Source organism: Brevibacillus sp. GCM10020057, assembly GCF_042683565.1.
Classification (GTDB): Bacteria; Bacillota; Bacilli; order Brevibacillales; family Brevibacillaceae; genus Brevibacillus.
Genome location: NZ_JBHUJW010000041.1, coordinates 1 through 26951, shown reverse-complemented (window position 1 = coordinate 26951; position 26951 = coordinate 1). Strand labels below are relative to the sequence as shown.

Sequence of the window (26951 nt, the reverse complement as noted above, 5' to 3'; positions counted from 1 at the left end):
TTTCAATCCACGCATCCGCGTAGGATGCGACGCTGGCTTGCAGAGCCTTTTTCGATGCGGAATCGATTTCAATCCACGCATCCGCGTAGGATGCGACAAGTCACCAGCCATGCCCATGCTATCTTCCCGCCATTTCAATCCACGCATCCGCGTAGGATGCGACGTCAACCAGCCCAATGATAACTGCCTCTTTATGTGATTTCAATCCACGCATCCGCGTAGGATGCGACGTCGATTGAGGCTCTGAAAGGGGCGAAGGGAAAATTTCAATCCACGCATCCGCGTAGGATGCGACGGACACCGTACTGTTTTCCATTCAGAGTAATGTTATTTCAATCCACGCATCCGCGTAGGATGCGACGCCGTTACTGTGCCAACAGGCTTCTCAAGGTCGAATTTCAATCCACGCATCCGCGTAGGATGCGACGGGAAGAGCGTCCCGTGAAATGCAAACTCATCATTTATTTCAATCCACGCATCCGCGTAGGATGCGACGACCAAGCCGAACATTACGCCCGCCAAGACAAAGATTTCAATCCACGCATCCGCGTAGGATGCGACTTCTGGTGATAGATGGTGTAGAAAAAACGCTAGATTTCAATCCACGCATCCGCGTAGGATGCGACACGGCGGGTGACTACTGATGGAGGTCTTGGAGATCGTATTTCAATCCACGCATCCGCGTAGGATGCGACCAGTTTAGCCATGGCTGCACTGTTGGCAGCCGAGCAATTTCAATCCACGCATCCGCGTAGGATGCGACTTAAAAACGGACAGCTGCCGTTGCACATCCCAAGATTTCAATCCACGCATCCGCGTAGGATGCGACCCCCCGGCGAGTGCTACGTGAAAGGCAACATCTACGAATTTCAATCCACGCATCCGCGTAGGATGCGACCTCGAAAGGAAGCTAATCAAGCAGCGGCAAGCTATTTCAATCCACGCATCCGCGTAGGATGCGACGGACAACCTGTTTGAGATGTTCAAAACGTACTATGAATTTCAATCCACGCATCCGCGTAGGATGCGACTTGGATGGCGACGTACTCATTTGGGCAGATCCGGAGATTTCAATCCACGCATCCGCGTAGGATGCGACGGGCCGCCGAGTTCCCGCCGACAGAAAGAGTGGGAATTTCAATCCACGCATCCGCGTAGGATGCGACCCAGCAGTTCCAGCAGGAGTACCCCTCATTCCCAGAGATTTCAATCCACGCATCCGCGTAGGATGCGACTACCGTGGCGGAGAAAAAGCACTACAGCACACGTTGATTTCAATCCACGCATCCGCGTAGGATGCGACGCATCGACATCCAATTGCCTGATGGAATAACTCCAATTTCAATCCACGCATCCGCGTAGGATGCGACAGCGAAAAATGTAAAAAAACACAGCAAAAATTCCTGATTCGTGAACAAGATATGCCAAAATCCGTTCAATGACAAGTTGACTGGGGGAAATTCCCTGTAACTATCGCAAGTTTTCGCCCGTCTTTTGGTGCGAATGTCCCCAGAAACTCGTGGGAGCTATACATTCGCACCAGACGTTCGCACTTGCCGTTACAAAATCAGTGGACCTTCCAAATCAATTGGCTCTTTCACGCCAAAATGCTCAACCTTGTTTTTGTGTTGATTACCCAGTTGATAAATGCGCAGGCTGTCCTGCTCCGGATTGATTGCATCGAGGAGCTTGAGCCGCAATACAGCCAGTTGGGCTGCGTCGACCACGCATTCAAACACGGAATTTTGTACGCGTTGGCCGTAATTCTGGCAAATTTTTGAGACCCGGCGCAGCCTTTTTTGCCCTGCGCTGCTAACCGTACTCACATCATAGGTGATCAATACCAGCAATCCCTTCCCCTACTTCCACAAAAAAGGTGGGTACTCGTCCAGATCATTGCGTAAATAACGGGCTAACAATAGAGCTTGCGCATGCGGAACCAATCCCCAGGAAATCTTCTCCCCCAGATAAGGATGAGTGATTTTGTCCTGTTTCCTGTTTTGCCAGGCTGCGAGAAACTTCTTTCTGGCCTCATCTCGCATGATGACAGCACCGTTCTCTTTCTTGAGAAAATCGTCTTTGCCTACAATCTTCTTGTTAATGAGCGACAGCACAAACTTGTCCGCAAAGACTCCCCGCAACTCCTCCATCACGTCCAGCGCTAGCGAAGCGCGTCCGGGCCTGTCCCGGTGCAAGAAGCCAACATAAGCATCCAGCCCGACACCTTCCAGTGCGGCAGCCACATCGTTCGCCAACAAAGAGTAGGCGAACGACAGCATCGCATTCACAGGATCAAGCGGCGGTCTGCGGGAACGGGACTGGAAGGAAAAGTCCTCCTTCTGCTGCAGGATCATGTCATCCAGCAACTGATAGTAGCCGACAGCCGCCAGGCCTTCCAGACCTCGCAGCCGGTCCAGATCATCACACGCCCTTACTTCCAAAAGCAAAGCGGACAACTGCTGCGAGACGGCTTTGAACCGGGAGACATCAATCCGCAGCGGATAGTCTCTGGTCATTCTTTCCAACATCCATTTATGGTTGTAAATCTTGCCCAGAATAAAATTGCGCGCAATTTTTGCCGACAGAACCTCATCCTCTGACACCGCATACTGTTTCTTCCTCAGGACGACATTTCCCTTGCTTTCCCCGATGACTCTGGCGAGAAATCTGCCGCTTGCGGTGAAAAAGGCGAGTGAAATATTTCGCTCTGCACAATATCCCATGAGTGCCGGGCTCGCGCCTGTATAGCCAAAGGAGATGATGGAATCCAGGTTGTGCAGCGGCACCCTGCCCAGCTTTTCCTGATCCCTGAGCACCACAACATTGTCGCCGTCCAGTGATAAATACGCATCGGGCTGTGTGATAAAGAGTGTATTCAACAGCTTTTTCATTCGTTGATTTTCCCTTCCACGTAGCTTTTCACCGTTTGTTTATTCATCAGCACCGGCAAACAAATATTTTGCAGGGAACAGCTCTGGCAAAATGGCCCTGTCTTCACTTTGGGGGTATGTCTTCGCCGGTAGTAGTCCTGCATTTCAGCGACGATCTGCCTCACTTTGCCCTTCAAGGCAGGAGTTAGCGGAACTTCCACCCTGTGCTTGATTTCGTCGTAAAACAGATACCCATGGTCGATGTCGCACAGCAGCATTTCCTCCAGGCAGAGAGCCTGTGCCGCCAACTGCAGCACATCCTCATCGCCCTTTTTTGGCTTTCCGCGTTTATATTCAACGGGACAGGCGATGTATTTCCCTTCGGCGCCATTGATCGTCACACCGTTCTCATTTCGGATAAACTCTACCACGTCGCATACGCCGGTGATCTGCAGACTGGTCGACTTCACAGGCATAGCGCGAACGACCAGCTTGTCCCCGCGCTTTTCTCTCGTAAACGGCTGGTCGGCTTTCCGATGCAAGTGACTTCCCTCAATGGTTTTGACGTTTTCCTCCCATTGCTGCTCTATGTGAATCAACGCCCACTGCCGCTTGCAAAACTGAAAGTGCTGGATGCCGGACAATAGCAAATAATCGTCGTCAGCATTAACGCCCATCCATGATCTCTACTTTCAACCCTTCCAGTGGCTGCAGGGCAAACTCGTAGTCCTCGTACGCTTTCGGCTCTTCCACAAGCCTTTCGACCAGGAGCGAGCGATGCACCTTCGCCGACGAATATTGACCCAGCTTGGAGTTGTGCTCCCACCAATACACTTTGTGGACTTCCATGCTTCCTTCCGGCCTTGCGGATGAGGCGTCGTTTTCAAACAAGGTAACCAAGGCTTGCTTGATTTTCTCGGCATCGTCATTCGTAAACCCGGTTTTCTCGGCGAGCTGCGTATTGATGCTTCCGTAAAAGACGTACACGCCGGAATCTACCCGGTGCTTCATTCCCATCGTATCGGAGCCTCTTGACGCGCCCGGCTCGGAATTGACGCTTTTCGTAATCTGGATGCTGGAAATGTCGATCGGGTCCAGGCTTGTCGCAGGATGAATGGATACGGGACCCCTGATTCCGACGGACACGCCCCCGCTCTTGTCTCCCTTGAAAGCAAAAACTTGTCCAAAGCTTCTGACATCCAGCCATTCCCGACAAGCCACCAGGGCAAACTCGTCGCCGGAAACCGACTTGGCCTTCAAGATTTTTTCCAGCTCTGGATTGGCGTCTGCACGCTCTCGCAAACTCCCGAAAGAATCGGATTTACGGTCGTTGGATTGAACGAAGATCGATTCGCCCATATCCTGCAGCCGGTTTCGGATCTTCCGCTTCAGCGCCACATCCGAAATCTCGCCGTAGCCGTCGTAGTTTTGCCGCGGACGGTTGCCATTTAGCGGATCGCCGTTCGGGTTCGCCTTGGTCACGGACAGTACAACGGCAAAATCGATTTTATGATCCAGCGTCGTCATCTCGAATCTCTCCTTTTAATTGGATGCTTCTTCTGCATCGCTAGTTTTATCGTTGTTATACAGTGCATGTCTCTGACTGTAAAAACCGAGCAAATACTTGCCGGATAACGGTTTGTTGTTGAACTGATCGAGCGGCATGCGCGAGCCGATCTCGTCGATGAGCTTGTTTAGATCCAGCGCTTTTTTTCCAAGTCTGGCCTGATACGGCTGCAGGCTCGCCTGGATCGTCTTCCAGGTTCTTTCCGGATGCCTGGAAAACTCATTCATGTAGCGAATGGCGTTGGTAGCCCGGTCCTCTCCGCCTAACGCCCGCCTTTCCAAAACATCCGCGACAGCCAGCAGGCGGCCGAACAAATAGTCGCGGTCGTCGTTTGTTTTATCCAATGCCACTTGGAATCCCTCCTGTTCCCTCTGTTTCCTGATCAGGGCGCACGCGATGCTCAAGGTCTTCTCCCACTCCCACCGCTCCATCGAGACAGGATTCGATGCGCGATAGAATACGCTGGACACAATATCCAACGGGAGGTTCCGGCCGTCGAGGATGCATGGCAGCATACGCTCCATCACTCCTTTGACCACCTTGTCGCTCGCCCTGGGGCCGTATGCGGCATACGCGATGTCCTTCGTGGCGGGCGCGCCGTAGAACTGCACAAACTCGCCGTTTTCATCCTTGCGGTAGCGATGCAGCCACATGCAGGTCGAATGCCAATTCACCAGCTTGTCCAAATAGTCGTCCTTTTTCAGATTGCGGTAGTACAGCACCGCCATACGCCCGGTCGTCGCCGAATCCAGGACGAGAATGTTGACATCTTCGTCTTCTGTGACAGAGGCCGTCAACTGATTGCGGTATCCGTCCAACGCCTTCGCTACCTCACGCGCGACCTCCTTGTTGGTGAACGGGTTTCCCCCTTTGGCAACAGGTGGCGTCGGAACGATTGAGAAAAGGTCCTCCGTCAATCCGGGAATGTCCGGATCGCCATTGCTCCAGACAAGAAACACCCGCTGATCAATGATTTTCCCCTGGCGGTTGATGAGCCACTTCAAGGCATTGTGCGCCTTCTGGGACACCTCGTAACTGATGCTTGCCGCGTCCCGGCTCTCTTGAAAGCGTCCGCGAAACGTAAAACCGCTTTTGTCATTGGCGGAAATCAGCTTGGCCTTGTCAGCCGCATTTCTGATTTTATTCGCGTGCTTGTCCGTGGCTGGAAGCCTTTCACCCTTGACGTAGCAAATGTCCTCGTCACCCAGCTGACCGCTGTAAAAACGAATGAAGGAGTCGTACATCTCCTGGTCTTTCCACACTTCAGTCAGTTTTTGGGTCAGGGACCGGACGTTGAACCGGACGAATGCGCTCGCGATCTCTCCGGTCAGGACAGAAAAGATTTGCGGCCTTGCACCGTGCAGTTCCTCCGCTTTTTTGTCCCATTTGTTCAGGAGCCGACCGTCGGCATCTGTGTACAATACTTTTTCATTCACCAGGTCTTGAATCAGCCGCCCCTTGCGCAAATAGCGGTAGATGCTCTTTACCTTTGGCACAGCATGTTCGGAATTTGCCCACGCCTCCAGTTGCTTGATGTAATAGGCAAAGGGCTCCTCCTTTTTGATCTCCCCGCCGTAGGCCACAAAGTCCCCTGCCACGTAGCTAAGTTTGTCGTGCAAAGGATACGGAGCGATTTTGGAACCGGACCGGCTTGCAGAGTCTTCGGTGCATGGAATCAGCGTGCTCGCATCGCTTTTGTCCACGACCTGCGCGCTATGAAACTCTCCGTCTTCGGTGATCTGCACCTCGATGTGCGCATTTTGCGTGGTGTGGGAGACGGGCAGCAGCGTGAATTTCTGATCGTTGTGCTTTTTTTCCAGACTGCCAACATGCTTTATATTGGCTTGATACGTCTGATACAGATTCAACAGCCAACTCATTGACTCCCCCCCTCTGACAGTTGTGCGAACAGCTCGTCCACAGATTCGACGTTTGTCTCATCGAAGCGCTTCGGCTCCATGCTGGCAATCGTCCGAACCCGCGTGCACTGCTCGGGTCTGATAAAGTCGATATAGCCATCCTGCATGACCACATCCCACAGGCGTACTTCCAGCTGGTTTCTGCCCGTCTCGTCCGGATAATTGATGCCATGGACCATGTTGCCGAGATGAATGTCGCCATATCCGTCGTAAAAACCTTTTCCTTCGCCAAACACGCACGGCTCCACATAACCCTGACATTCCCTTACGCCGAGATAAATGTCCCGGCGGCCGCCAGCCTGGAGCGAGCGCTTCATGATGTTAAAATGCTTGCCTTCGTTGCGGTCGTATGCCAGATCCGGACGGTTCTCATTGAATTCAAAGTGAGCCCGCACCTGGTAGCACACATCGCGCAGGTACGTATAGTTGGCAAGGGTATTCCCCCCGCCATACTCCAGAGGACGGATACCTTTGGATTCCATGCGGATCGGTTTCATGACGCGGACGTTGTCGACAATCATCGTAAGAGTCGGTTTCCAATAGATAGATTCCACGATTCCTTTTAGCGCCTGGTAGGTCGGGACCTGGTATGACAGCTTTTCTCCCCCGAGCTTTGTCAGGGGGTCGGTGAACAGTGCATAGTTGCCGTAGACGACAAATTCAATTGCGTTACGCAAAAGTGTCACCTCCATTTCAATTCATGTTTTTTGATAATTCCATCATACACATTATTTGGGAATGGGTCAATAACCTTATCATAATAAAATATATGAACTAGAATTATCTTCGCTCTGTTATGGTATACTAAACTGTCGCCCAAGGCGTGGATTGAAATATATAGTTTATGATGTGGGGTATGGAACCTATCTTCCGTGAAGATAGGTTCTACCCATTTACAGCGCTTCAAATCATACGCATTTCAAACGGACTGTCATTTTCGAGATTCAGTCCGTACTTCTTGTCGTATGCCGAATCCATAAGCGCCAGCACTTTCCCGTCCAGCAGATAGACCAATCCCCCTTGCTTCTCCAATTGCTTTCGTTCAAGCGAAAACAGGTTGATCGTATACTGCTGGGCTTTGCGCAACAGCCGCGACAGGTTTTCGATCGTTTCATCGCCGTTCAGCTGCGCAATGATGTCCTGGCCTTCCTCGCCGTAAGGAACGATAACCGCAGTGGTGTGGTCTTCAATCACCCGAAAGTGCTCTGCCGCCGTCCTGTAGCTGTTCACGATCCAGAGCGGCAGTTCTTCCTTCTTTCTGTGCCAATAGGCTTGATGGTACGAGCTGTCCCTTTTGCTGGACATTAGCAAATCGGTCATGTTCTCTTGCAGCGGCCGAATAAAGTAATCCAGGCTCGTCGCAAATTTCCCGTAAAATTCCTGGAAGTACCTCTCCATTGCCAGCGCGGATAAAATCTGCCCGCCATGCACCTGCTCCTTGTGCTTGAAATCCTTGAGAATCCGCTTCGACCGCTCTTTCCCGACCCGGATTTCCGGCAAATGCTGCAAATTTTCCTCCGCATGATCGATCACGTAAACCTGTTGCACATCCCACTCTCCATGGCGGTTGCATCTGCCGGCGGCTTGGGCGATGGAATCCAGTCCTGCCAGCGAACGAATCACACACTCAAAGCTGACGTCTACCCCGGCCTCGATCAGCTGGGTGCTGATGCAGATGACTTTTTCACGGCGGCTTAGATGCTCTCTCACTTGATCCAGAATCCACTTCCGGTGCGCCGCACACATCGCCGTGCTCAAGTGGTAGACGGGCACCTCGCCATCTTCCAGCAGACGATACAATCTCTTCACGACCGTCTTCGTATTCAGAATCACCAGGACACTCTGAACCTCGTCCATTTTCTCCCGAATAAAGGCGGCAAGCCTGTCATTGTCAAACAGCTCGTCCGACGCCTTGTCCACGATTTCTACCCGTTTGAACGCCTTGGCTACCTGATCCAGGTCAGGGATGATTTCAGCGTCTTTGGGCAGGTCCAGCCTGCGCTCGACAACATCCAGCGCGGGCTGCGTCGCCGTGCACAGAATGAGGCTGGAGCGGCCATAGTCTTTCAGGAAATTGAGCGCGTGATTGAACAGCGAAACGCAGGAGACAGGGACTTTTTGCACCTCGTCAAAAATAATCACCGACTCGCAAAGGTTGTGCAGCCGCCGTATATTCCTGCTTCCTTTGGCGTAAAACACGTTCAAAAACTGCACCATCGTCGTGAAAATAACCGGCGAATCCCAGTTGTCTTTCGCCAGCTTTGCCTTTTGCCGCGAATGGGGAATGCCGTCCAGGTGCTCGTCGTCGTCGTTATCATCCTCGATGACGTTCGAGTGATGCTCCAGAATGTGCTCGTCATCCTGTAAAATCTTGCGGACTTCCTCGGCGTTTTGCTCAATGATCGTCGTATACGGCACTACGTAAATGATGTGCTTCTTTCCATACCGGAGCGCATGCTTGAGCGCGTAGCGCAGGCTCGCCAACGTCTTGCCGCCGCCCGTCGGAATCGACAGCGTGTAGATTCCAGGCTCCTTCTCCGCGAACCGTTCGCATTGGTCCGACAATTCTCTGCGCAGTACATTGATCGGCGTCCTGGCTTCGGCTTGCTCACGGTAGCTGTCGATCTTGTTCATCAGTTTCTGATAGTAGTCCGCAAACAGCTCCTGGGGGCTTCTCTGCGGTTCGTCACCGCGATTTTCCTCGAACAGCCGGGTATTCGTCCGATCTGCATCGATCAAGGCGCTAAAAACAAATTTGCTTAAAAACATCAGCTTGCTCTCCAGGCTCTCTGCAGAAGGCTTGCGCAAATAGGCTTCCAGTTCAGCGGTCGCCGCTTCCACGTATTGCTGAAATGCGGTTTCGCTGATGACACGGGCAAAAAAACACTGCCGGGCCGTGTCAAATTCTTTTATTGTATCCTTATCCCTGACCCGTTTCAGATAGCCAGACTCCTGCTTCCCATCCAAAAAGTCGTGAAGATAGGAGTGATGCGAGATGATTGCATTCCCCACGACCTCTGCCAAAACCCAGTGCAACCTGGGCGACGAATCCATATGGTACAGCTCGTACAGCAGCTTTCCGCCTGCTGTCGAATGGTCGACGCTCCCGCGTTTCACCGAGCCTGGGTCTTGCACTGCCTGCAGGATGTACGTCCGAAATTGCTCCGTGAACTTGCCCATGTCGTGAAGCATGCCGGCAAGACCCGCTATATGCCTGACGCCAAGCTTGTCCCCGATGGATTCCGCCAGCGCCTTTACTCCGAGCAGATGTTCTTCGACGCTTTGAATCTGTTGATCCTCCTCGCGAATATGTGCAATGTAATCCATGGTACCCTCCCTGTCATTTGCAAGGTCCGAATTGCTCATTTCCTGTCGTCTGTTGTCAAAATAAGCATACAATATTTTGAAAAACAGCTGGATATGATTTCAAAAATACCCCAAAAACAATGGTCAAGACCCCATTTAGTGGACACTGAAAAAAGCTCTAGGCTGCAAGCCGTCGTACCATTCTGACGCCTTCTCCATTGCCTCGTATTTTCTCCGTACACCTCCCGCATCCAGATTTTCAAACACTTTTTTAGCATCTGGTTCTCCCGTTTCAGCTTTTTCGTTTCTCAATACGGAACTTATGTAATTAACGAAACATTCACCCTGCCATCTGGAAGTGCGAATGCTGGTGTATGGGCTACGAATAGCAGTTGTGATGTTCTGGTCTATGCGGAATTACTGGATCAGTACGGAAACGTAAGGAAAAGCGTTAATCTGGGAAGAGTTGCTGTTGGAAAAGGCCAAACTGGTTATACAAGTCCCAATGTTGCTGTAGAATCTGGAACCTATAGAATCAAGGTACACGGACACATTCCATCAGATGGAAAAGTTTCCATATACAGTCATTAATGAACTGGAGACCTTCGGTAAACCGAAGGTCTCCAGTTCATTAAGAGCAACTCGGCTGGATGCCGGACAATAGCAAATAATCGTCGTCTGCACTAACGCCCATCCACGATCTCTGCTTTCAATCCTTCCAGTGGCTGCAGGGTCCTTCACCCCACACCCGTTCAATAAACCAGCTCGAGGCGCGGGTCCATTTCGCCCTCGATCCCTGGCTGACGACTTGGCGGGGCCTCCTCTTGCTGTACTTTCTCGTCTGCTACACCCCGTACCAGTTCAGCCCTTGCTTGCCCAGGTCGACCCAGACGCTCTTCGTATGCGTGTACAGCTCCATCGCCTGCATGCCCAGTTCGCGGCCGAAGCCGCTTTGTTTCGTGCCGCCAAACGGGGTCGTGCTGTCGAGCATGCTGTACGTGTTGATGTAGACCGTTCCTGCCTGCAGGCCGCGAGCCATGCGGTGGGCGCGCTTCAGGTCGTTCGTCCAGACGCCGGATGCGAGGCCGTACGTCGTGTCGTTGGCCAGGCGGATCGCGTCCTCCTCGTCCCGGAAGCGGATGATGGAGATAACTGGCCCGAAAATTTCCTCGCGGGCGATCGTCATGTCATTGGTCACGTCGGTAAAGATGGTCGGGGAGAAGAAATAGCCGGTCCCTGCCTGCGGGTTGCGCTTGCCGCCGAGGACGAGGCTGGCACCTTCCTCCACGCCCTTTGCCACGTAATGCTCGATCCGCTCCAACTGCGCCAGCGAGACTTGCGGCCCCATTTGCGTTGCCGGATCGAGGGGATTGCCGACGCGGATGGACTGCGCTTTTTTATGAAAGGCGTCCAGGAATTTGTCATACACACTGTCCTGCACGAACAGGCGGGAACCGGCGGCACACACCTGGCCCTGTGCAAAGTAGATGCCGAAAAGCGCTCCATTTACCGCATCTTCCAGCTCTGCGTCGGCGAAGACGATGTTCGGGGATTTGCCGCCGAGCTCGAGCGTGACTGGCTTGAGATGCTTGCTCGCTGCCTGCATGATCAGGCGGCCTGTGTTCGTCGAGCCGGTAAAGGCGATCTTGTCTACGTCCGGATGTGACGCCAGGGCGTTCCCGGCGACAGCGCCGTAGCCTGGGACGACATTGATGACACCGTCCGGAATGCCTGCCTCCTGAAAAATTTTCGCCAGCTCCAAAATGCTGATAGGGGTCTGCTCCGCCGGTTTGATGACGATTGTGTTGCCTGCTGCCAGGGCGGGAGCCAGCTTCCACATCGCCAGCATGAGCGGGAAGTTCCACGGCACGATGGCCCCGATGACGCCGAGCGGCTCGCGCAAGGTGTAGTTGAAGCGGCTGCCGGGAGAGGCCAGCGTCTCGCCCTGCACCTTGTTCGCCAGCCCCGCGTAAAATTCCAGCACGTCGATGGTCGCCGGCATCGCGATATACTTCGTCTCGTTGATCGGCAAGCCGTTGTCGGCGGACTCCACCTCAGCCAAGTAGTCCAGCTTTTCCCACATGTTTTGCGCGGCGCGATACAGCAGCCTGCCGCGGTCTGACGGCGCCATCTCGGCCCACGGACCCGATTGGAACGCCTGGCGCGCCGCCTTGACCGCCAAATCGACGTCTTCCTCCCCGGCTTCCGCTACGATTCCGTTCACTTCCCCTGTCGCGGGATTGAGCGACTCGAACGTCTTGCCCGACAGTGCGTTTACCCACTTTCCTCCGATGAACAGCTGGTAGTTTTGTGCCATTTTGTTCTCCTCCGCTTCGTTCTTCTATTTGCTCGTTCAGGCGACTGCCCGCTTTTTCCGGCGTTTTTCCCCTTACTTGTTTTCCGGCAAATCCAGCGTCGGCGTCTGATCGAAAAAGTTCCACGGCTTCAGCATCGCGTGCACCCACTCCGTCGGCATGATCGGCCATTCCTCTGCGCGGGCGACGTGTGTCGTGCCTGTCGTCATCCAGACGACGTTGTCCGTGTTGTCGATCGAGTCGTTGTTGGCAGTGAACGCTTTCAGCCCCGTATCGGTCTTGGCCCGGTTCGGATATTTGCCTTCCGGGAAGCGCTCGTCTGGATTGTATTTCGTCACCCAGATTTGTTTGTCCATGAAGTTCACCCGGTTGTACAGCCATTCGTCCTTTGCAAACATGGCCCCTTTGGCGATCGGGTGTGTGCCGCCTGCGTACGGAATGATCTGATAAGACACGGGGTTGCCGACCTTGTTTTCCTTGTTCGGATTGGTGAGCAGGCGAACCGTCGACGGGTCGAAGTTCTGGATCGCCTCCTGCTCGGTGGTGACTGTCTTTTGCTCCGTGACGATGGCGCTTGTTCGCGGGCCGCCTGCCGTATTTTTGGCGATCTGCGGATTGATTTCGGTCAGCACGTTTTTCTCGCCGTCCACGTCCAGATCGAGGCGGAAGTTGTAGATGTGCTGATGTGTCGTCCCGACGATGTTGTGGTCGATCAGGGTGCCGTAGCGCGTGTCTTCTTTGGCAGTGGGGTCATGCATGGTCGACGATTTGACCGCCTTCACGGCTTCGATGCCGGTTGCGCCGACGTCGATCTTGATCGTCCCGTTCGGCGAGAAGACCCAGTCGAAAATGTAGTCGTAGTTGCCCACCGTGCTGATCCAGCGGACGACCAGCTCCCGGCGCTCGCGGCTTACGTTCTCCTGCCCCATCTCCTGATGCTTGAACTCCGGTCCTGCGTATTGCTCGAAGATCGCCATCGCGTTTGGAATCGTGTACGGGTTGCCATCGTTATCCGAGATGGTGGCATCGAGCAGCTGCGCGTTTTCCGGCACGTCGGTTCCTTTTTGCAGCGGAGAAGTCAGTACGCCCATCCCGTAATCGCCGGAGTCGAGGTACGCCTTGAAATACCATCCCACATCGGGATCGCCGTACGGAACGATCATGCCGCCGAGCGAGCCTTCGTACATGATTTTGCGTTTCGTGCCGTTGTCGTTGTACGTCACCGTGGAGAGCACTGGCCCTACGCGGGAGTCGAGGTGCAGATGGAAGTCCCAGTTGCCCCAATGGATGGTGTTGCCTTCGAGCGAGTAGTTTTTGCCCTCGGGTTCTGAGATGGTCAGCGGCTTCACCTTTTGCTTGACCGCCTGATTGCGGCCGTCGTACGGAGTCGGCTTTAGCGGCACCGGGATCACGCCCGTATCTTCGATCTTGATAACTTTCTTTTGCTCCAGATCGACGATTGCGACCAGATTTTCGATCGGGTGCGCCCAGTAGTTGCCGTCGCCCACATCCAGATACGAGACGACCTTGAGCAGGCGCAAATCTTGTTTCAAGCCGTCCGCCTCGTTGAAGTAGCCTACGGTGAGCGGCGTCGCGACCACTTTTTTCACATCGTCGATCCCCCGCTTGCGCAGCGCGGCGGCGTATTCGCTGCTTTGTTCAATGGCGGTCTGCACGGTCTGGAAGTCGTCGAGAATGACCATCCCGTGCGCTCCCTCGACGACCTGCCAGGAGACGAGCTTCTTCGCGGCCAGATCTACCTCGGCCTCGATTACTGTCTTTCCGTCCAGCATGACGACGTTCGCGGACCGCTCGAACGGCTGCTTCTGCCCGTATACCCAGTTCCACACCTTGGTTTTGTCCGGCTCCTTGAGCGAGACTTGCGTGAAGCGGATGTTGTCTTTATAGGAGGCGGACTGCTTGATGACGCTCACTGCGGCGCTGATCTCGTCTGCCGTCAGCGGATTGAGCGGATGCTCCTCCTTTTGCACCAAGACCGTCTGTGCCAGCTGGGACTGGAATACTTCGTTCAGGAAATGATGCGTCACGTAAAGGGTTCCGTTTTTGTTGACGACCGGCGCTTCCAGTTTGACAGCGCTTCCATTTACGATCGCCAGAGACTGGTTGGGCTTCACCGTGACTACTGTGCCGTCCCGTTTGACTATCGCGCTTTGGGTGGCGCTGTCCCAGGCGACGGTGCCGCCGAATTCCTCGACCATCGCTTTGAGCGGCAGGTATTCCGCCTCTCCCCCATGCGCGTGTGCTTTTTCCGCCAACGGCACTGCGGGCGACAGCGCAAAGGTGAGCGCCGTTCCCAATGCCGCCGTGGACATGGCGAACTGTTTCGGTAGCTTTCTTCTTTTGGCTTGCTGATGCTGCATGAAAGATCCCCCCGCGTTTTCAAACTCTGTGCAAGTCCATTGTATGAGCCCATCGCGGGGGATGTATTGTAAATTTCGGAACTATCTGTTTCTTTCACTTTCGTACATACTAGTAGAAAGGGATATAACTGGAACCGAAGATTTTGGAAAAGGTGGTTATGGTAAAATGAGCCGCGTAGAAATTGCCGCCCACTTGCCTCCTGTTCAGTACGGCTTTCGCCTGGAGACCAGAAGCTATCAGGAAAAGCTCGTCCCCTACCACGGGCAGACCGTCCTCTACTACCAGTACGTCATGGACACGAGGGTTCACTCGATCCGCGTCGTGCCGGACGGCTGTATGGACGTGATCATCTGCTGCGATCCCTGGCGTCCGCACTCGCTCATCTGCGGCACCATCCTGCAAGGGGAGACCATTCCCTTTCACGCAGGCGCAACGTATTTCGGGATTCGCCTGACGCCTTTGCACAGCCTGCACCTGGCACCTGCTCCGTTTCGCGAGCTAATCGAGCGCCAGCCTCTTTTGCAGGACGTCGTGAAGGGCGTCGATCACCTCTGTGATGACATCGCGGAGCTGGAGACGTTCTCCGAGCGGATCGCCCATTTTGAACAATATTTGCTGCCGAAGCTGCTGTCTCCCGAACAGCCGTCCGGATGGATGCCATATTGCCTGCAGAAAATCTATCAGTCCAAAGGCAGCGTCACCGTCGACGAACTGGCGGATGACGTCGGCTTTTCCTCTCGCTACATCCGCAAAAAATTCGTCGAGACGCTCGGCCTGTCACCGAAGCAGTACAGCCGGATTACCCGCTTTCAAAATACGCTCTCGTCCATGATGAGCCGCCCCGCCGCTACCGGTGCGATCGCCAGCGAACTCGGCTACTACGATCAGGCGCATTTCATCAAGGACTTCAAGCATTTCAGCCTGTTCACCCCGATGCAAATCCTCATGCTGATGCAGGCCAACGCTCACACGCTCCCGCCTTTTTGAAGCTACTTCATGGACAATAGACTCGCTTTGTTGCACGAATGCCGGATCAGTATCGTATCCACTTTTTTGCCTGCACAAAAAGCCATCTCGCTGGAAAGAGATGGCTTTTCCCATGGAATCTATTTGCTCCGTCTCAATTTTTTGGCTGCCCGAGCTTTGCCGATGCTGCGCGCCTTTCGGATTCCCGCCGCTTTTACTCCATTTCGTTTCCCTGCGGACTTTTTCTTCAACCGTGCAAGCTGTCTGCTCCGGGAGCTTTTGTTGATCGCGACGGAACCGCTTCCCCCGCCGACAGCATGCTGCTGCTTGGTATTGGCACTCTCGATGGCCGCATTGGTGCCGCCCGCGCTGTCTCGTCCTCCGCCGCCTGCTACCTGCGTCGCTGATGATTCAGACATACGTTTGCGCAGCTTGACGACCTGATCGTTCACGACGATGACGGCTTGATTTGGATCGTTGCACCCTCTGCGCTGTCCGTTTCGGCATCTGGCTGCCGCCTGTTTTCCTTTCATGCCGCGATTAATCGCCTTTCCCCCGGCCCCTACCGATTGCTGCTGCTGCGTGTTCGTCGAGTCGATGCTGGCATTGTTTCCGGCAGCGCTGCTCCGTCCGGCTCCGCTGGCGATCTGGGTCGTATTCGGTGCGTTGGTGAACTGGCTGTTCAACACCACGACCACTCGACGGTTTCCGTTCAGCGGAGATTTCACAACCATCCGCTTTTTTCCCCTCTGATAAATGACCGTTAACATGTCATTGGCTCTTGCCATCTCTTGCTCACCCTGTTCGCATTCAGACTTACCCTATATGCAATGCGGCTGGCGGACAAAGCGTGCGGAACGCTTATCCCGTCTGTGCGCAAAATGTACGAGTGTCCAAACGGCGGGACGCTGCGTATAAAACCGGCTTGATGGACCATAATAAAATCATCGAGCTCAGTGGTGTGTGTTCAAACAGGCATCAGTCTTTCTGGAGGCGATGTGCCTTGAATGATTTACACTTCACCCAAGCGAGTAAGGGAAACAACCGTTCACAGGTGTAGGCTTCTCACTTCAATCCGGAGGTAGATGCGTCGCACGTGAATATCGGTAGTACCCCATAACCTGCGAGCTCGATGAATACCGTCTCCTTTGTGGAGGCGGTTATTTCTTTTTTGAGGCGGACAACGGAGAAAGGCAGCGGTTCACCGGGGCACCTGCCCGCGGTCATCCCTGCCTGGCTTCATGAAACGTATACGACTCGATGAAATTCACACCTTGCTCCGCAGCATAGTCGACTTCGAGCAAAATATAGTCGTTGATCAGCGCGGGATCAGAAGTTTGGCTGTAATCAAACGTCTGGTACATCACGGACATTTCCCCTGCTCCAAAGCCTACGTCCTCCAGCTCCACAGCATCTGTTGGGCTGCCAGAGGTTTTCAGCAGGACGTATGTTTTTTCTCCTGTCTGCAGCCATTCTTTTTTCCACTCCGGAGAGGACATCCGCTTGTTTGCCCATTCCTGGACCTGGGCTGGAGCTTCCTCGATCCGGATCGCCCGATAGCGTTCCGCGGAGGCCGGATAGCTGGTTGGATAAAGCTCGTTATAGCCCGTGATTGTCCACATTTGCCCAAGGTTGTTCAGCTTTTTCATCTGAATCTCGATAGCGGCGCCGTCTGTTGTCGTCACCAGAACGACCCGTGGATTGACAGAACGACTGACCGTTTGAAAACTGCGAATTTCCTTTTTCAGCTCCTTTTCCACGAATGCCCTCACTACGGCTTTGTAATCCGTTTTCCCGGACGGATCGCTCCATTGAAACGCGATACCGTCGACGCCTTTATCGTCTGTCGAACGGAACATTTTCACCAGGTAATCGTGATCTTGCAGGGCAAGCGAGTCTCGCTGGTTGTCGGTAGTTTGCGTCGTTTGCAAGTCCTTGATTTCCACCGCTTGGCTGACGGCTCCAAGACGATAACCACCGTAGCCGGCTATTGCGATCAGCAAGGCGACAGCAAGCGAAAAGAGCCATTCCCTCAAACCGGTTCCCCCCTACCATCAAACAGACTGCCGTGGCAGCCTGCTCTTTTGGCATCCTTTGTCTGAGACATCGTTACACGTTCGTGTTTTACAAATTTTTACATACCCCTGCAAGCAAGCAGCCAAAAAAGCCCCTCCGGCAGCGAGCGATCCTGGCCATGCAAATACGTGCGGATGCTTTGACACTGGAGAGGCTTTCCCTTTTCTTCTGTAAGCCTGCTAGTTGTGGATATAGGTTTCAAAGACTTTGCCGAAGTCTTTCACGACGTATTTCTCATGCGCTTCGGTCAGCCAGTCAAAGGCGTACTGGTTCAGCGTCCGGAACTGGGCAGCGACGTCCGCCTGCAGATTCGCCACGCTGCTGATCGTGCTCTGCGCCACACCCAGACTCTCCCGGGCATGCTGCAGCGCGATTTCATTGTCGTGCGTCAGGGAAGAGATTTTTATGAGCGCCTTGTACAAATCCTTCAGTTCTCCCAAATGCTTTTTGTTCACGTCAATCGAGAAGTGTTCGGCTCCCATCGTGAACTTGATTTCCACGTCCAGATCGACCGTCCCTGCCGTTTCCAGGGAGACATTCGTGATTTTGTGCGTATGGTAGGAAAAGCGGCGCAGCGTGCGCTTCTTGCTCGTGGCACTCTTCCCGTCCAGGTGGATGAGCGCCAGGTTGGTAAAGCAGTATTCGTCCGATTTGGACTTGATGAGGAAGTAAATCTTTTCGTTGTCCTCGTGCATGACGTAATCGTCGGCGTCGACCTTGTCGTAGTCTTTCGGCTTGACGACCACCCCGACATCGCTCAATCCGAGTACATCCGCCGCCAGTTTTCCAAACATCGTGCCTCTCCCCTTTGCATCTGAGCTTTTTGACCTCGCTCTCTATAGTACGTCCGACTGTGTGCCCGGTTGCACCTATCTAGTATAATGCGGGTATATCACCAAAATATTCCAGTTGCAAATCGCGCGTGAAGACAGGCTGTTTCCTAAGGAGGAGAGGACTCATGCAGACAGGTTACGATCCTTTTTTTCTCGGCGAAAGGCATCCGGTTCCACTGCCGCTGCCGCAGGGACGCGTCGCCCGGGACGCGCTGAACCACGGGCAAGTATTTGACTTCACGCATTTTTCCATCGCCATGAACCGGCGCACGCGATTTGCCATTTACTCCGCCGCCTGCGTGGACGCCAGCCGGGCCGTCAACGTCGGGCGCGGCAACACGTCCTGGCATTTCGACGAGCGGATCGGGGCGGAAAATCAGGTCGGGCCGGAGTATTACGCCGAAAACGATTTCGACCGCGGCCACCTCACCCGCAGAAAGGACGTCTGCTGGGGCGAGCGGCGGGAAGCGGAGCAGGCGAACTTCGACTCGTTCTGCTACGCCAATATCGCCCTGCAACACCACGAGTTCAACACCGGCATCTGGAACTGCCTGGAGGACTGGGTCATCGAACGGCTGCACGCGGCACAGCGGCTGATTATTTTCACCGGTCCGATTCACAAGGACGACGACGAAGAGTATTGCGGCAAGCGAGCAGAGCCGGGCTGCGGCGTCCGGGTCCCCTTTGGCTTTTGGAAAAGCGCCCTGTACGTAAGCGAGCAAGGACGGGTGGCGTGCCTGTCCTTCCTCATCCGGCAAAGCCCGGAGCGCACCCGGGATCAGTGCGAGTATCGGCGGCTGGTGACGTATCAGGTGCCGCTCGAGACGATCTCGCGGGAAGCTGGTCTTGCCTTCGCTCCTTCCCTCTATTCGCGCGATCCGCTCATGCAAAAGCCCCGCCTCCTCTCTGCCGGACAGAAGCGCGAGACGGCGGCGGGGCGGCCCCTCCCTGTATGGCGGGCGGCGGATATTGTCTGGGAACTGCCTTGATGGCGGTTGCGCCAAGCGGGAGACGTCACGATATCTTCTCCGAACTGAAAAGGAGCCTGCGCACATGTCACAGACTCCCACCAGCCTCTCCAAAGGCTACCTCAATGCTAGATTCCAAGCAAGCTCCTTATCCCCAGGTAAACAGCCGGAATGAACAGCGCCGGGATCAGGTTGATCGTCCGGAACTTTTTCAGGCCAAGAATGCCGAGACCCGAGCTCATAATCAAGACCCCTCCGATGATGGAGATTTCCGTCAACAGCTCTGGGGTAATCGCGCCTGCGACCGCTCCCGCCGCGACGTAGAAGAAGCCTTGCCAGCAAAACAGGACGATTGCGGACAGCGCGATCCCGATGCCGTAACTGGTCGCCAGTACCATCGAGGTCACCAGGTCCAAAATGGCGTTCGTGAACAAATACGTCTGGTTGCCGTTTAGCGCGCTCTCGATCGGTCCGACAATCGACAGCGTGCCGATGCAGAACAGGAGGACGGCAGTCGACAGCCCCTCCGCCAGATTTCCTTTGGAAAACCGGGAGACAAACTGCTTGAACCGATGCTCCATGTTCAGCTTCTCCCCGATCAATCCCCCGATGGCCAGGCTCGCGATAAACAGCACGGGATACTGGCTGTCCGGCATGTGCTTTGCGACCGAGCAGAGGCCGAGCGCCGTGACGGCCAGTCCCATCGCCTGCATCAGAATGTCCTGGTAATCATCCTTGATCCCCCTCTTGAATACGCTGCCAATCACGCTTCCCACGAGAATCAGTAGTGCATTTACGATTGTTCCAGTCACAACTTTCTTCCTCCCCAAACGATTCTGGGCAAAAGAATAAACCCTCCAGCTGCTGGAGGGTCAACGGGATTTTGGGATACCTATTTGACCAAAAGCTGAATCTCCGTCACGAATTTGGATCGGTCGTTCGTGAGCCCGTAGTCGATTAACGTAATTTCCAAGGCGTCCAGGGCGACCTCATACCCGCGCTCCTCGACGTAATCGAGCAGTTTTTCGTAGTACGGCGCGGCCTCGGCATGCGTGCCCGCGAACCGGATCGTGACGTATTTGTCCTGCGGAAGGATCATCTCCTGCGCCTTGGTTATGTGGCAGCTTTCGTTTTCGACAATGACGAAGATCGAGTCATACTCGTCGAACTTCCTCTGTTTGACGTTATCGCGCGAGATGGACAAGCCGACTTTGCCCAAAAAAATGGTCGATTTCATATTCGTGCTGTTCTCCAATAGCCGGATGGACATTTCGAGATTGTCGGTCTTGTGTATCTTTTGCTTTAGCCGCACAATCCTCCGCTCGGGCAGCTCGACTTCCCGAATCTTGTCCAGCTCTTGCCTGTTGGCCGCATCCACAATCTGGTGGATACGGCTCGCGATCTTTTGCTGGATTTGCTGAAATTCCCGGATGCGCTTTTCCGTCTCCCGCTGCTGCTCTTCCAACAGCTGCAAGATCCGGTCGATGTCCCGGTTCTCCAGAAACAGCTTCACATTTTTCAGCGGGATGTTCAGCGCCTTCAGGTACAGAATCGTGTTGAGCTGCTCGAACTGCTCGATCGAATAGTACCGGTAGCCTGTTCGCTCCTCAATGTGGGCAGGCTTGAACAGCCCGATCTCATCGTAATAGCGCAGCGTGCGAACATCGATTTGAAACAGCCTGGATATTTCACCGATCAAAAACATGGGGGCATGCCACTTTCCTTTCGTTCCTCTCCCTGAAATTCTCGCCTGTCCCCCATCTTATCAATTCTCCTTCGCCTTTTCTACGAGCAGGCGGCAGCTTTTGCCAGAAATAAAAAAGCCAACAGTCCGGCATGCGGGCTATTGGCTTGCATACATAGGATAGAAAGCTCTCCAAAAGGACCTTCACTTGTACAAAATATCGCCGCGCAGTGCCTCCACCTTTTGCAATGCCTCATCGATGTCTTCCTTGCTCACTCCGAAATGGCTCAAGGCGTCATGCAAATGCTTCACGATGGCATCGAAATGCCCCGGCTGCAAATTCATCCCCTGATGCGCCTTGGCCATCGACTGGCCGGTGTACTGGTTGGGGCCTCCGAGCGCGTAGCTGATGAACTTCGTCTGATGCCTGCGCTGCTTCTCCATGTCGGTGTTGGCAAAAAAGTGGTTGACTGTATCATCCGCCAACACCAGATCGTAAAAGTAGTCTACCACCTTGGCGATCGTTTCTTCGCCGCCGTACTTGTCGTATAAAGTGCCCATAAAGACCTCCCGAGGTTCAGGTTCAGGTTCAGCTTGCAGGCTTTACTATTCCACGCAAGCCGGGCCTTTATGAGAAAATCGGCACAATCCTGATCTCATCCGCAAGCTGGCCATGCTCCAGGTTGATTGATTCTTTTTCTCCGGTTACGCCTTCCTTTCGCTTGCCTCTTTTGGCAAACGCAGCTCCATATATTTCGTTCCCGCGATCGGATTAAATACGTACGGTTCGATCTCGTAAAATCCGAAACAACGATACAAATCCTGGGCCTTGTGCATTGTGGGAAGAGTATCCAGCCGGATGAATTCGTAATGAAGCTGCGTCGCACGTTCAACCAACTCCTGAATCAGCCTTTTTCCGATCCGCAAACCTCTGAACGCATCGCGGACATACAGCCGCTTCATTTCGCAGACGCCTTCCGCGAGCTTGCGCAGTGCGATGCAGCCCGCCGTTTGCCCATCTACCGTCGCAAGCAGCAATACACCGTCCGGCGCCCCGTATTTTCCAGGCAACGTCTTGTACTCTGCTGCAAAGTCCTGAAAGGAAAGATCGATGTCGAGCGACTGGGCGTATTCCTCGAACAGCTCCTTTACCGCTTCCAACTCAACCGTGTCTTGCGCCGTCACGGTCAACAGCTCTACCGTGTGTCCCAAGCCGCTTTGGATTGCTTTCATCCCGCGTGTGCTCCTCTCTGCAAAAAGGGGTACATATGCCAACTTCTTACTTCGCGGCGGCCGCCGCTTTTTCCGGGTGCTCGTCGCTCGCTTTGCCCAGCTCGTGCTTGATGAACAAGTACCGCTCGATCTCGCGCAGCAGGACGAACAGCGCGGCCCGCGTCTCGAACTCCTGACGAGTGATCGGCAAGCCCGTTTCCCTGATTTCATGACGCATGACGCGCAGCTGGTCCAGAAAGCGGTAGGCCGTATTGCCCGGATGCACGGAATCGCTGAGCCGCTCCAGGAAATCCGCAATCTGATGGCCTTGGGGGACTTGCGTATCGAGCGTGGAGACCATCGGCATCATCCGCTCCAGCAGTTCGAACTGTTTGTCCCGCATGACGAAATATTGATAGTACGGATCTTCCTCGCGTTTCCCCAGCCGGTTGTCGGCCGAGCGCGACGCGAGCTGGATCGCCTTGCTTAGCAGACCCGGCGTCTCGATCATCTCCCGCCCGTCCCAGTCGCTCTCCCCACGGCGCAGGTAATACGAGAACTCCTTCAAAATTTTGCTGAAATTTCTCTCCACCTGTGCCTGCATCTCTTTCAGCTCTTTGTCCAGGCTCGGCATGTACAAATTGACCACCAGCGCTACCCCCACGCCGATCAGCAGCAGGGCCAGCTCGTTTGCGATCAGGGCAAGATCCATCCGCTGCGTCGAGTACAGGTGCATGATGACCACCATGCTGCTGATAAAGCCTTCCTGGATGCGAAACCGCACCGCCAGCGGCAAAAAGATCAGGATCGCCAGCATGATCGCGAGCGGTGTATATCCGAGCAGCGCAAACAGCCCCATGCCGATGGCCAGCCCGAGAAGACTCGCCAGAACACGGTTCCCTGCCGTGCGAAACGATTGTTTGACCGTCACCTGAATGCACAGGATGGTAATGATCCCGGCCGAAGCGGAAAACATCAGATCAAACTGTTGAGCGAGCAAGATCGAGACCGCCGTCCCGATCGCCGTCTTGAGCGTGCGATGGCCGATTTTTAACGATAATGAACGCAGTCTTGCTCCCCTCCGTGTCCGTACATAAGATAGCCGCAATATTCCTGCTCTCCACTCAATGTACCAAAAAGTGCGGAGGAACCAAAGTTAAGACTTTGTTACGTGCTAAAAAGCGGCCGCCCGGATACGGGACAACCGCTCTTGTTCGCCCGAGCGGCTACTGTTTTTTGCCGCATTTCGGACAGTACTGAAATTCCTGTTTGATTCCTTGCCCACAGTACGGACAAAACGCCTTGGGGAACGCTTCTGAAGCAGGCTCGTCGGAACTCGCTGCTTCTCCGAATCTCAGGTCGAGCAGGTCCGGCTCCTCCCCCGAATCGGTGATGGCGAACAAGGACATCCGCTGCTTGGAGGTCGCGTTTTTGTAATGATAGACGGCCTGGAAGATCCCGATGGTGACAAAAAGAATCCCGAAGGCGGGAAAGCCCCTTCTTTCATGCAGTACGAACTCGCATGCTGCTCACTGTCGATCAGAAGGGGATATGCGTGGGCGCGCGACCTTCAATTTCCATCCCCCGATTTCTGAGCGGCATCCTTGACCGTGTTTCTCCAGATCTCCTCATAGCTGACCCATTGCCCTGTATAGGTGTCGACCGCACCTCTCTCCCCGATAAGCCGGTACACGAGCATCACCTGATCGTTTTCGGGGGCGAACCGCGGTTCGGTATACGTCAACAAAAAGCGTTTCTTTTCCAGCTCCACTTTCCGCGCCAGAGCCGGGTCAACGATTCCTTTTCCTGCCTGATTGTTGACGGGTGGGTTGGCGTTGTGACTGCTGCTGGCATACTCGGCTTCGCCCGTCCGGGGATTGACGAATACTTCCAGCGTCGCGTCGATCGGTTTTCCATTTTTCAACCACCCGAAGGTCACGGTATAATAATCGCCCAATGCGAGCAGTTTTTTCGTATCGGTATGATAGGGTTGTGGCTCCATCTGATAGATTTCGCCCAAGCGTTCGGGAAACAGCGTCTTCACCAGCTTGACCGCCTTAAACTCAGCCAGTGCGTACGGGATGCCCTCTTCCTTGACAGGAACGTCGACAGGTCCGTCCGATCTGTATTCGAGAAGCTCGCCAGTTTTCCCGATCCGAAGCGCGATCGGTTTCTGCCGCTTGTCAGCCTTGTCCAGCGGTGCAAAGGTAAACAGCCAACTGTCCGGTCCGTCCTCTGTACGCTCCAGCTGATGGGAGACAGCAGATTCCACCCACTGATGGGCGAAGCGAACTGCTTCCTGTTGGGAAATGGTAATCTGCGAATGTTGCTCAGCAGGATGGGCGCTAGCCGAGCCGACTCCTACCCCAGAGAGGACAGCCGACGTGGAAAGCATCCAGATTGTCGACAGCTTTACAACCGTATGCGCAGACGTCGGTGTCCGTTTCACTTGGTTCATTCCTTCTCCTGTTTCAGTGTGAGCAGCCCTTGCAGCAGCTGCGCCGCCTCGGCTCTCGTCAACGGGGAGTCAGGGCTGAACGCTGCGTTTTGGCCTGGCAGCAGCCCGAGAGAATGAATAATCGCCACAGCGGGAACGTCCGCTTGCCGCACGTCGGAGAAGGCAGAGACGAAGAGAGCAGGCTGCTTCAGCAGGTCGCCGTAACCGAGCAACCGGGCTGTCATGTCTGCCGCCTGCGCGCGCGTAATGGCCTTGTCCGGCTCAAAGCGCGTTCCTTTCTTTTCGATCAGCCCGTATTGCAGCGCTCTCTGGATGGCGCCGTACTGCGGGTGTTTGCTCCCCACATCGGCAAACGTAAACGGGATCTCGTCCTCGTCCGTATGGAAATGCAGGGAATGAAACTCGATGCGATTCGTCATCTGCAACATCAGCTGCGCCATCTCGCCCCGCGTCACTGGCTTGTCTGGCTCGAACTTGCCGTCCTTGGCCACCATCAACCCCATTCGCAGCGCGTCTTCTACTGCCGCTTGCAGCGGGTGGCCTGCTATATCTTGCGGGCGCTGCTTTTTCCGTTCCTGCGCGAAGCTGATCCATTCCCCCGTCTGTGCATCTACGACGCCTTCCTCTCCTACGTAGCGGTACACGAGCAGCGGAGCGGCATTCGGATCAGGCAGCGCAAACTCGACTGCTTGCGGCTGGAAATAGGTCAGCGCCAACGTTTTTTGCTCCTGCTCGACTTTTTTGGCAGTGGAAGCGTCAATTACCCTCTCGCCGTCAGCCTCTACCTGTTCCGGCAAATCGCCCGCTCTCACCCACATCGTCTCGGCTTCCCCTGTCTGCGGATTCACCTCCACGGTAAAGTCCGCATCTTCCAGCGGCACGCCGTCTTTCAACCATCCGAATCTGATCGCGTACGGGCCGCCGTGCTCCAGCACCTCTTTGATGTACCTATCCGACGGCTCCTGATCGAGGAGATAGATTTCCCCCAGCCGATCGGCATAGAAGGTTTTGACCAGCTGGACGGCACTTTCTTCCGCTGTTTTCCACGGTACGGCCTTTTCGATTTTCGTGCCTTTTTCCCGGAAGCGGACGCGATCATTGCGAGTGAATTCCTCCAGCTGGCCGCGGTCGTTGATGCTCACATGCACAGGTTCGGCTGCTTTGTCCTTGGCCTGCAAGGGCGTGAATGTAAAGCTCCAGCTGCGAATCTCGATTCCGTTCGCGCCGGTGCTGACTCCCCCGCCGTGGCTGCCGTCCGAGCGGTACTGGCCTGGCAGCTTTTTGATGAGCTGTTCCGCGATTTGCTGCGCCTGCTCTTTCGTTACGCGCTTCTCGGCGTCCACCCTCCCAGCGCGACTCGTCCCCAGCGGCTGCACAGGCTTGCTCGCTGCCGGTTTTCCCTGCGCATTTACGACCGTGCCGGCAACCGCATCCACGTACCGGGGATCAGAAGAGCTGTACCCGTACACAAGCATGTACCGCCCGCTGTCCGTCTGGTAATTGCCGGTGATGCCCGCCATATCCTTGTAGCGGAGAGACGGGGCTGTCTTTTCGGCCAGCAGCTTTTCTGCCTGCTCGCGGGACACGACGTGATCGGGGGCAGGCAACGGGGCTTTGCTCCATTGCCGAGTGAAGGAGTTGATTTCACCCGCCCCATTGACGACTACGATAAAACCGTTTTCCAGAAACGGGAGGTTGTTTTCCATTCTTGTATAGGCAAAGACATGCTCTGCCGGATTGGCCAGATAGGTCCGGAAGCTGCCATACTGGTTGGGTTTGGACAATTTTTTTCGTTCGTCCTCGCTCGTGACAAGCTGCAAAAACTGCGTCGCTTTCGTCTCTGCCTGCTCCGCGCTGACCGCCTGCACAGACGGCTTTGTCCGGGAGTCGTAGCGCGAAAATTGCAGCAATTGTCCCGTGTCTGCATCGATCGTCATGTACATGCCGCCGTCATTCTTGGCGTTGCGCCACGAAAGGTTCCACGTCGACTGACCCGCATACCTGTCGCGCTGCGCATCCTGGAAGGTAACGGACTCCTGCTTGTAGCCGTCCGGAACGGTAATCCATTTTCCTGCCAGTTGTACAGCCTGCTCTTTCGTTATTTGGGGAGTAGACAACTCTGCGGCATATGCGACAGGCACTGCAGGCAGCACGCTGAAAGAAGGAGCGAATACTAGCGCCGCTGACACGCCCAAGGCCCATTTTGGGGCTATTTTTGCCTTTTTCATCTTTACCACTTCCTCTCCTTTTTTGGACACATCATCCATTTTACCATTTATTTGATTCATCACCATAACCCGTGCTAGACATTGAAAAAACGCAGATGTTCCTCTATCGTGGGAGTTGTCGAGACAACCACTGAAAAGGAGGAAATCTGCGTTGTGCCTTGATTTTA

Annotated in this window: 22 protein-coding genes and 1 CRISPR repeat array (1 of these 23 running past the window's edge); of the genes, 2 read left to right on the top strand and 20 right to left on the bottom strand. The window is 54.5% G+C overall.

Going from position 1 to position 26951, the window contains the following annotated elements:
• Window positions 1-1370: a CRISPR direct-repeat array (repeat unit 32 nt; unit sequence ATTTCAATCCACGCATCCGCGTAGGATGCGAC) (it extends 4839 nt beyond the left edge of the window).
• 189 nt (window positions 1371-1559) lie between these two features.
• The 9 genes from cas2 to tynA form a co-directional block, all read right to left on the bottom strand.
• Window positions 1560-1850, bottom strand: a complete 291-nt coding sequence (cas2, locus tag ACFSO0_RS12120; RefSeq protein ID WP_376880509.1) for a CRISPR-associated endonuclease Cas2 — start codon at window positions 1848-1850, stop codon at window positions 1560-1562.
• A gap of 9 nt (window positions 1851-1859) precedes the next feature.
• A complete protein-coding gene (gene cas1c, locus ACFSO0_RS12115) occupies window positions 1860-2891 on the bottom strand; it encodes a type I-C CRISPR-associated endonuclease Cas1c (RefSeq protein ID WP_376880507.1) in 1032 nt (343 codons plus the stop codon).
• Window positions 2888-3547, bottom strand: coding sequence for a CRISPR-associated protein Cas4 (cas4, locus tag ACFSO0_RS12110; protein ID WP_376880505.1), 660 nt, complete (start codon window positions 3545-3547; stop codon window positions 2888-2890). The genes cas1c and cas4 overlap by 4 nt, the downstream gene beginning before the upstream one ends.
• Window positions 3537-4397 (bottom strand): type I-C CRISPR-associated protein Cas7/Csd2, encoded by an 861-nt coding sequence (gene cas7c / locus ACFSO0_RS12105; protein ID WP_376880502.1) that lies wholly within the window; start codon window positions 4395-4397, stop codon window positions 3537-3539. Before cas7c ends, cas4 begins: the two co-directional genes overlap by 11 nt.
• Before the next feature lie 15 nt (window positions 4398-4412).
• Window positions 4413-6317: a type I-C CRISPR-associated protein Cas8c/Csd1 gene (cas8c, locus tag ACFSO0_RS12100; protein ID WP_376880499.1), complete on the bottom strand. Its 1905-nt coding sequence runs from the start codon at window positions 6315-6317 to the stop codon at window positions 4413-4415.
• The gene (gene cas5c, locus ACFSO0_RS12095; RefSeq protein ID WP_376880497.1) at window positions 6314-7033 is read right to left on the bottom strand and encodes a type I-C CRISPR-associated protein Cas5c; all 720 of its coding nucleotides are present in this window, start codon (window positions 7031-7033) and stop codon (window positions 6314-6316) included. The genes cas8c and cas5c overlap by 4 nt, the downstream gene beginning before the upstream one ends.
• 226 nt (window positions 7034-7259) lie before the next feature.
• Window positions 7260-9683, bottom strand: a complete 2424-nt coding sequence (gene cas3, locus ACFSO0_RS12090; protein WP_376880494.1) for a CRISPR-associated helicase Cas3' — start codon at window positions 9681-9683, stop codon at window positions 7260-7262.
• 823 nt (window positions 9684-10506) lie between these two features.
• Window positions 10507-11979, bottom strand: coding sequence for a betaine-aldehyde dehydrogenase (betB, locus tag ACFSO0_RS12085; RefSeq protein ID WP_376880491.1), 1473 nt, complete (start codon window positions 11977-11979; stop codon window positions 10507-10509).
• Window positions 11980-12051: 72 nt separating this feature from the next.
• Window positions 12052-14358, bottom strand: a complete 2307-nt coding sequence (gene tynA / locus ACFSO0_RS12080; protein WP_376880489.1) for a primary-amine oxidase — start codon at window positions 14356-14358, stop codon at window positions 12052-12054.
• Between the two features lie 166 nt (window positions 14359-14524).
• Between tynA and ACFSO0_RS12075 the strand changes: the two genes are divergently transcribed.
• Window positions 14525-15346 carry a helix-turn-helix domain-containing protein gene (locus ACFSO0_RS12075; protein WP_376880486.1) on the top strand — a complete coding sequence of 274 codons (822 nt, stop codon included), beginning with the start codon at window positions 14525-14527 and terminating at the stop codon, window positions 15344-15346.
• A 119-nt stretch (window positions 15347-15465) separates the two neighbouring features.
• Here the strand turns inward: ACFSO0_RS12075 and ACFSO0_RS12070 are convergent, their stop codons facing one another.
• From ACFSO0_RS12070 to ACFSO0_RS12060, 3 genes are all read right to left on the bottom strand, one after another.
• Window positions 15466-16113, bottom strand: a complete 648-nt coding sequence (locus ACFSO0_RS12070; RefSeq protein ID WP_376880483.1) for a hypothetical protein — start codon at window positions 16111-16113, stop codon at window positions 15466-15468.
• Between the two features lie 435 nt (window positions 16114-16548).
• A complete protein-coding gene (locus ACFSO0_RS12065) occupies window positions 16549-17361 on the bottom strand; it encodes a hypothetical protein (RefSeq protein ID WP_376880481.1) in 813 nt (270 codons plus the stop codon).
• Between the two features lie 219 nt (window positions 17362-17580).
• Window positions 17581-18195: a PH domain-containing protein gene (locus ACFSO0_RS12060; protein ID WP_376880479.1), complete on the bottom strand. Its 615-nt coding sequence runs from the start codon at window positions 18193-18195 to the stop codon at window positions 17581-17583.
• Between the two features lie 164 nt (window positions 18196-18359).
• On the opposite strand from ACFSO0_RS12060, the gene ACFSO0_RS12055 reads away from it, so the two are divergent.
• Window positions 18360-19223 carry a DNA/RNA non-specific endonuclease gene (locus tag ACFSO0_RS12055; RefSeq protein WP_376880476.1) on the top strand — a complete coding sequence of 288 codons (864 nt, stop codon included), beginning with the start codon at window positions 18360-18362 and terminating at the stop codon, window positions 19221-19223.
• A gap of 107 nt (window positions 19224-19330) precedes the next feature.
• Here ACFSO0_RS12055 and ACFSO0_RS12050 read toward each other — a convergent pair whose 3' ends face one another.
• The 8 genes from ACFSO0_RS12050 to ACFSO0_RS12015 form a co-directional block, all read right to left on the bottom strand.
• Window positions 19331-20014 (bottom strand): DUF554 domain-containing protein, encoded by a 684-nt coding sequence (locus tag ACFSO0_RS12050; protein ID WP_376880474.1) that lies wholly within the window; start codon window positions 20012-20014, stop codon window positions 19331-19333.
• Window positions 20015-20094: 80 nt separating this feature from the next.
• Window positions 20095-20907, bottom strand: coding sequence for a MerR family transcriptional regulator (locus ACFSO0_RS12045; RefSeq protein ID WP_376880472.1), 813 nt, complete (start codon window positions 20905-20907; stop codon window positions 20095-20097).
• Window positions 20908-21090: 183 nt separating this feature from the next.
• A complete protein-coding gene (locus ACFSO0_RS12040; protein ID WP_376880469.1) occupies window positions 21091-21447 on the bottom strand; it encodes a group I truncated hemoglobin in 357 nt (118 codons plus the stop codon).
• 144 nt (window positions 21448-21591) lie between these two features.
• Window positions 21592-22119 (bottom strand): GNAT family N-acetyltransferase, encoded by a 528-nt coding sequence (locus ACFSO0_RS12035; RefSeq protein WP_376880467.1) that lies wholly within the window; start codon window positions 22117-22119, stop codon window positions 21592-21594.
• Window positions 22120-22165: 46 nt separating this feature from the next.
• The gene (locus ACFSO0_RS12030) at window positions 22166-23206 is read right to left on the bottom strand and encodes an aromatic acid exporter family protein (protein ID WP_376880464.1); all 1041 of its coding nucleotides are present in this window, start codon (window positions 23204-23206) and stop codon (window positions 22166-22168) included.
• Window positions 23207-23324: 118 nt separating this feature from the next.
• Window positions 23325-23507 (bottom strand): zinc ribbon domain-containing protein, encoded by a 183-nt coding sequence (locus tag ACFSO0_RS12025; RefSeq protein ID WP_376880462.1) that lies wholly within the window; start codon window positions 23505-23507, stop codon window positions 23325-23327.
• A 161-nt stretch (window positions 23508-23668) separates the two neighbouring features.
• On the bottom strand, window positions 23669-24556 hold the full coding sequence (locus ACFSO0_RS12020; RefSeq protein ID WP_376880459.1) for a hypothetical protein: 888 nt from the start codon (window positions 24554-24556) through the stop codon (window positions 23669-23671).
• Window positions 24553-26784 carry an S-layer homology domain-containing protein gene (locus ACFSO0_RS12015; RefSeq protein WP_376880457.1) on the bottom strand — a complete coding sequence of 744 codons (2232 nt, stop codon included), beginning with the start codon at window positions 26782-26784 and terminating at the stop codon, window positions 24553-24555. Before ACFSO0_RS12015 ends, ACFSO0_RS12020 begins: the two co-directional genes overlap by 4 nt.
• Between the last annotated feature and the right edge of the window lie 167 nt (window positions 26785-26951).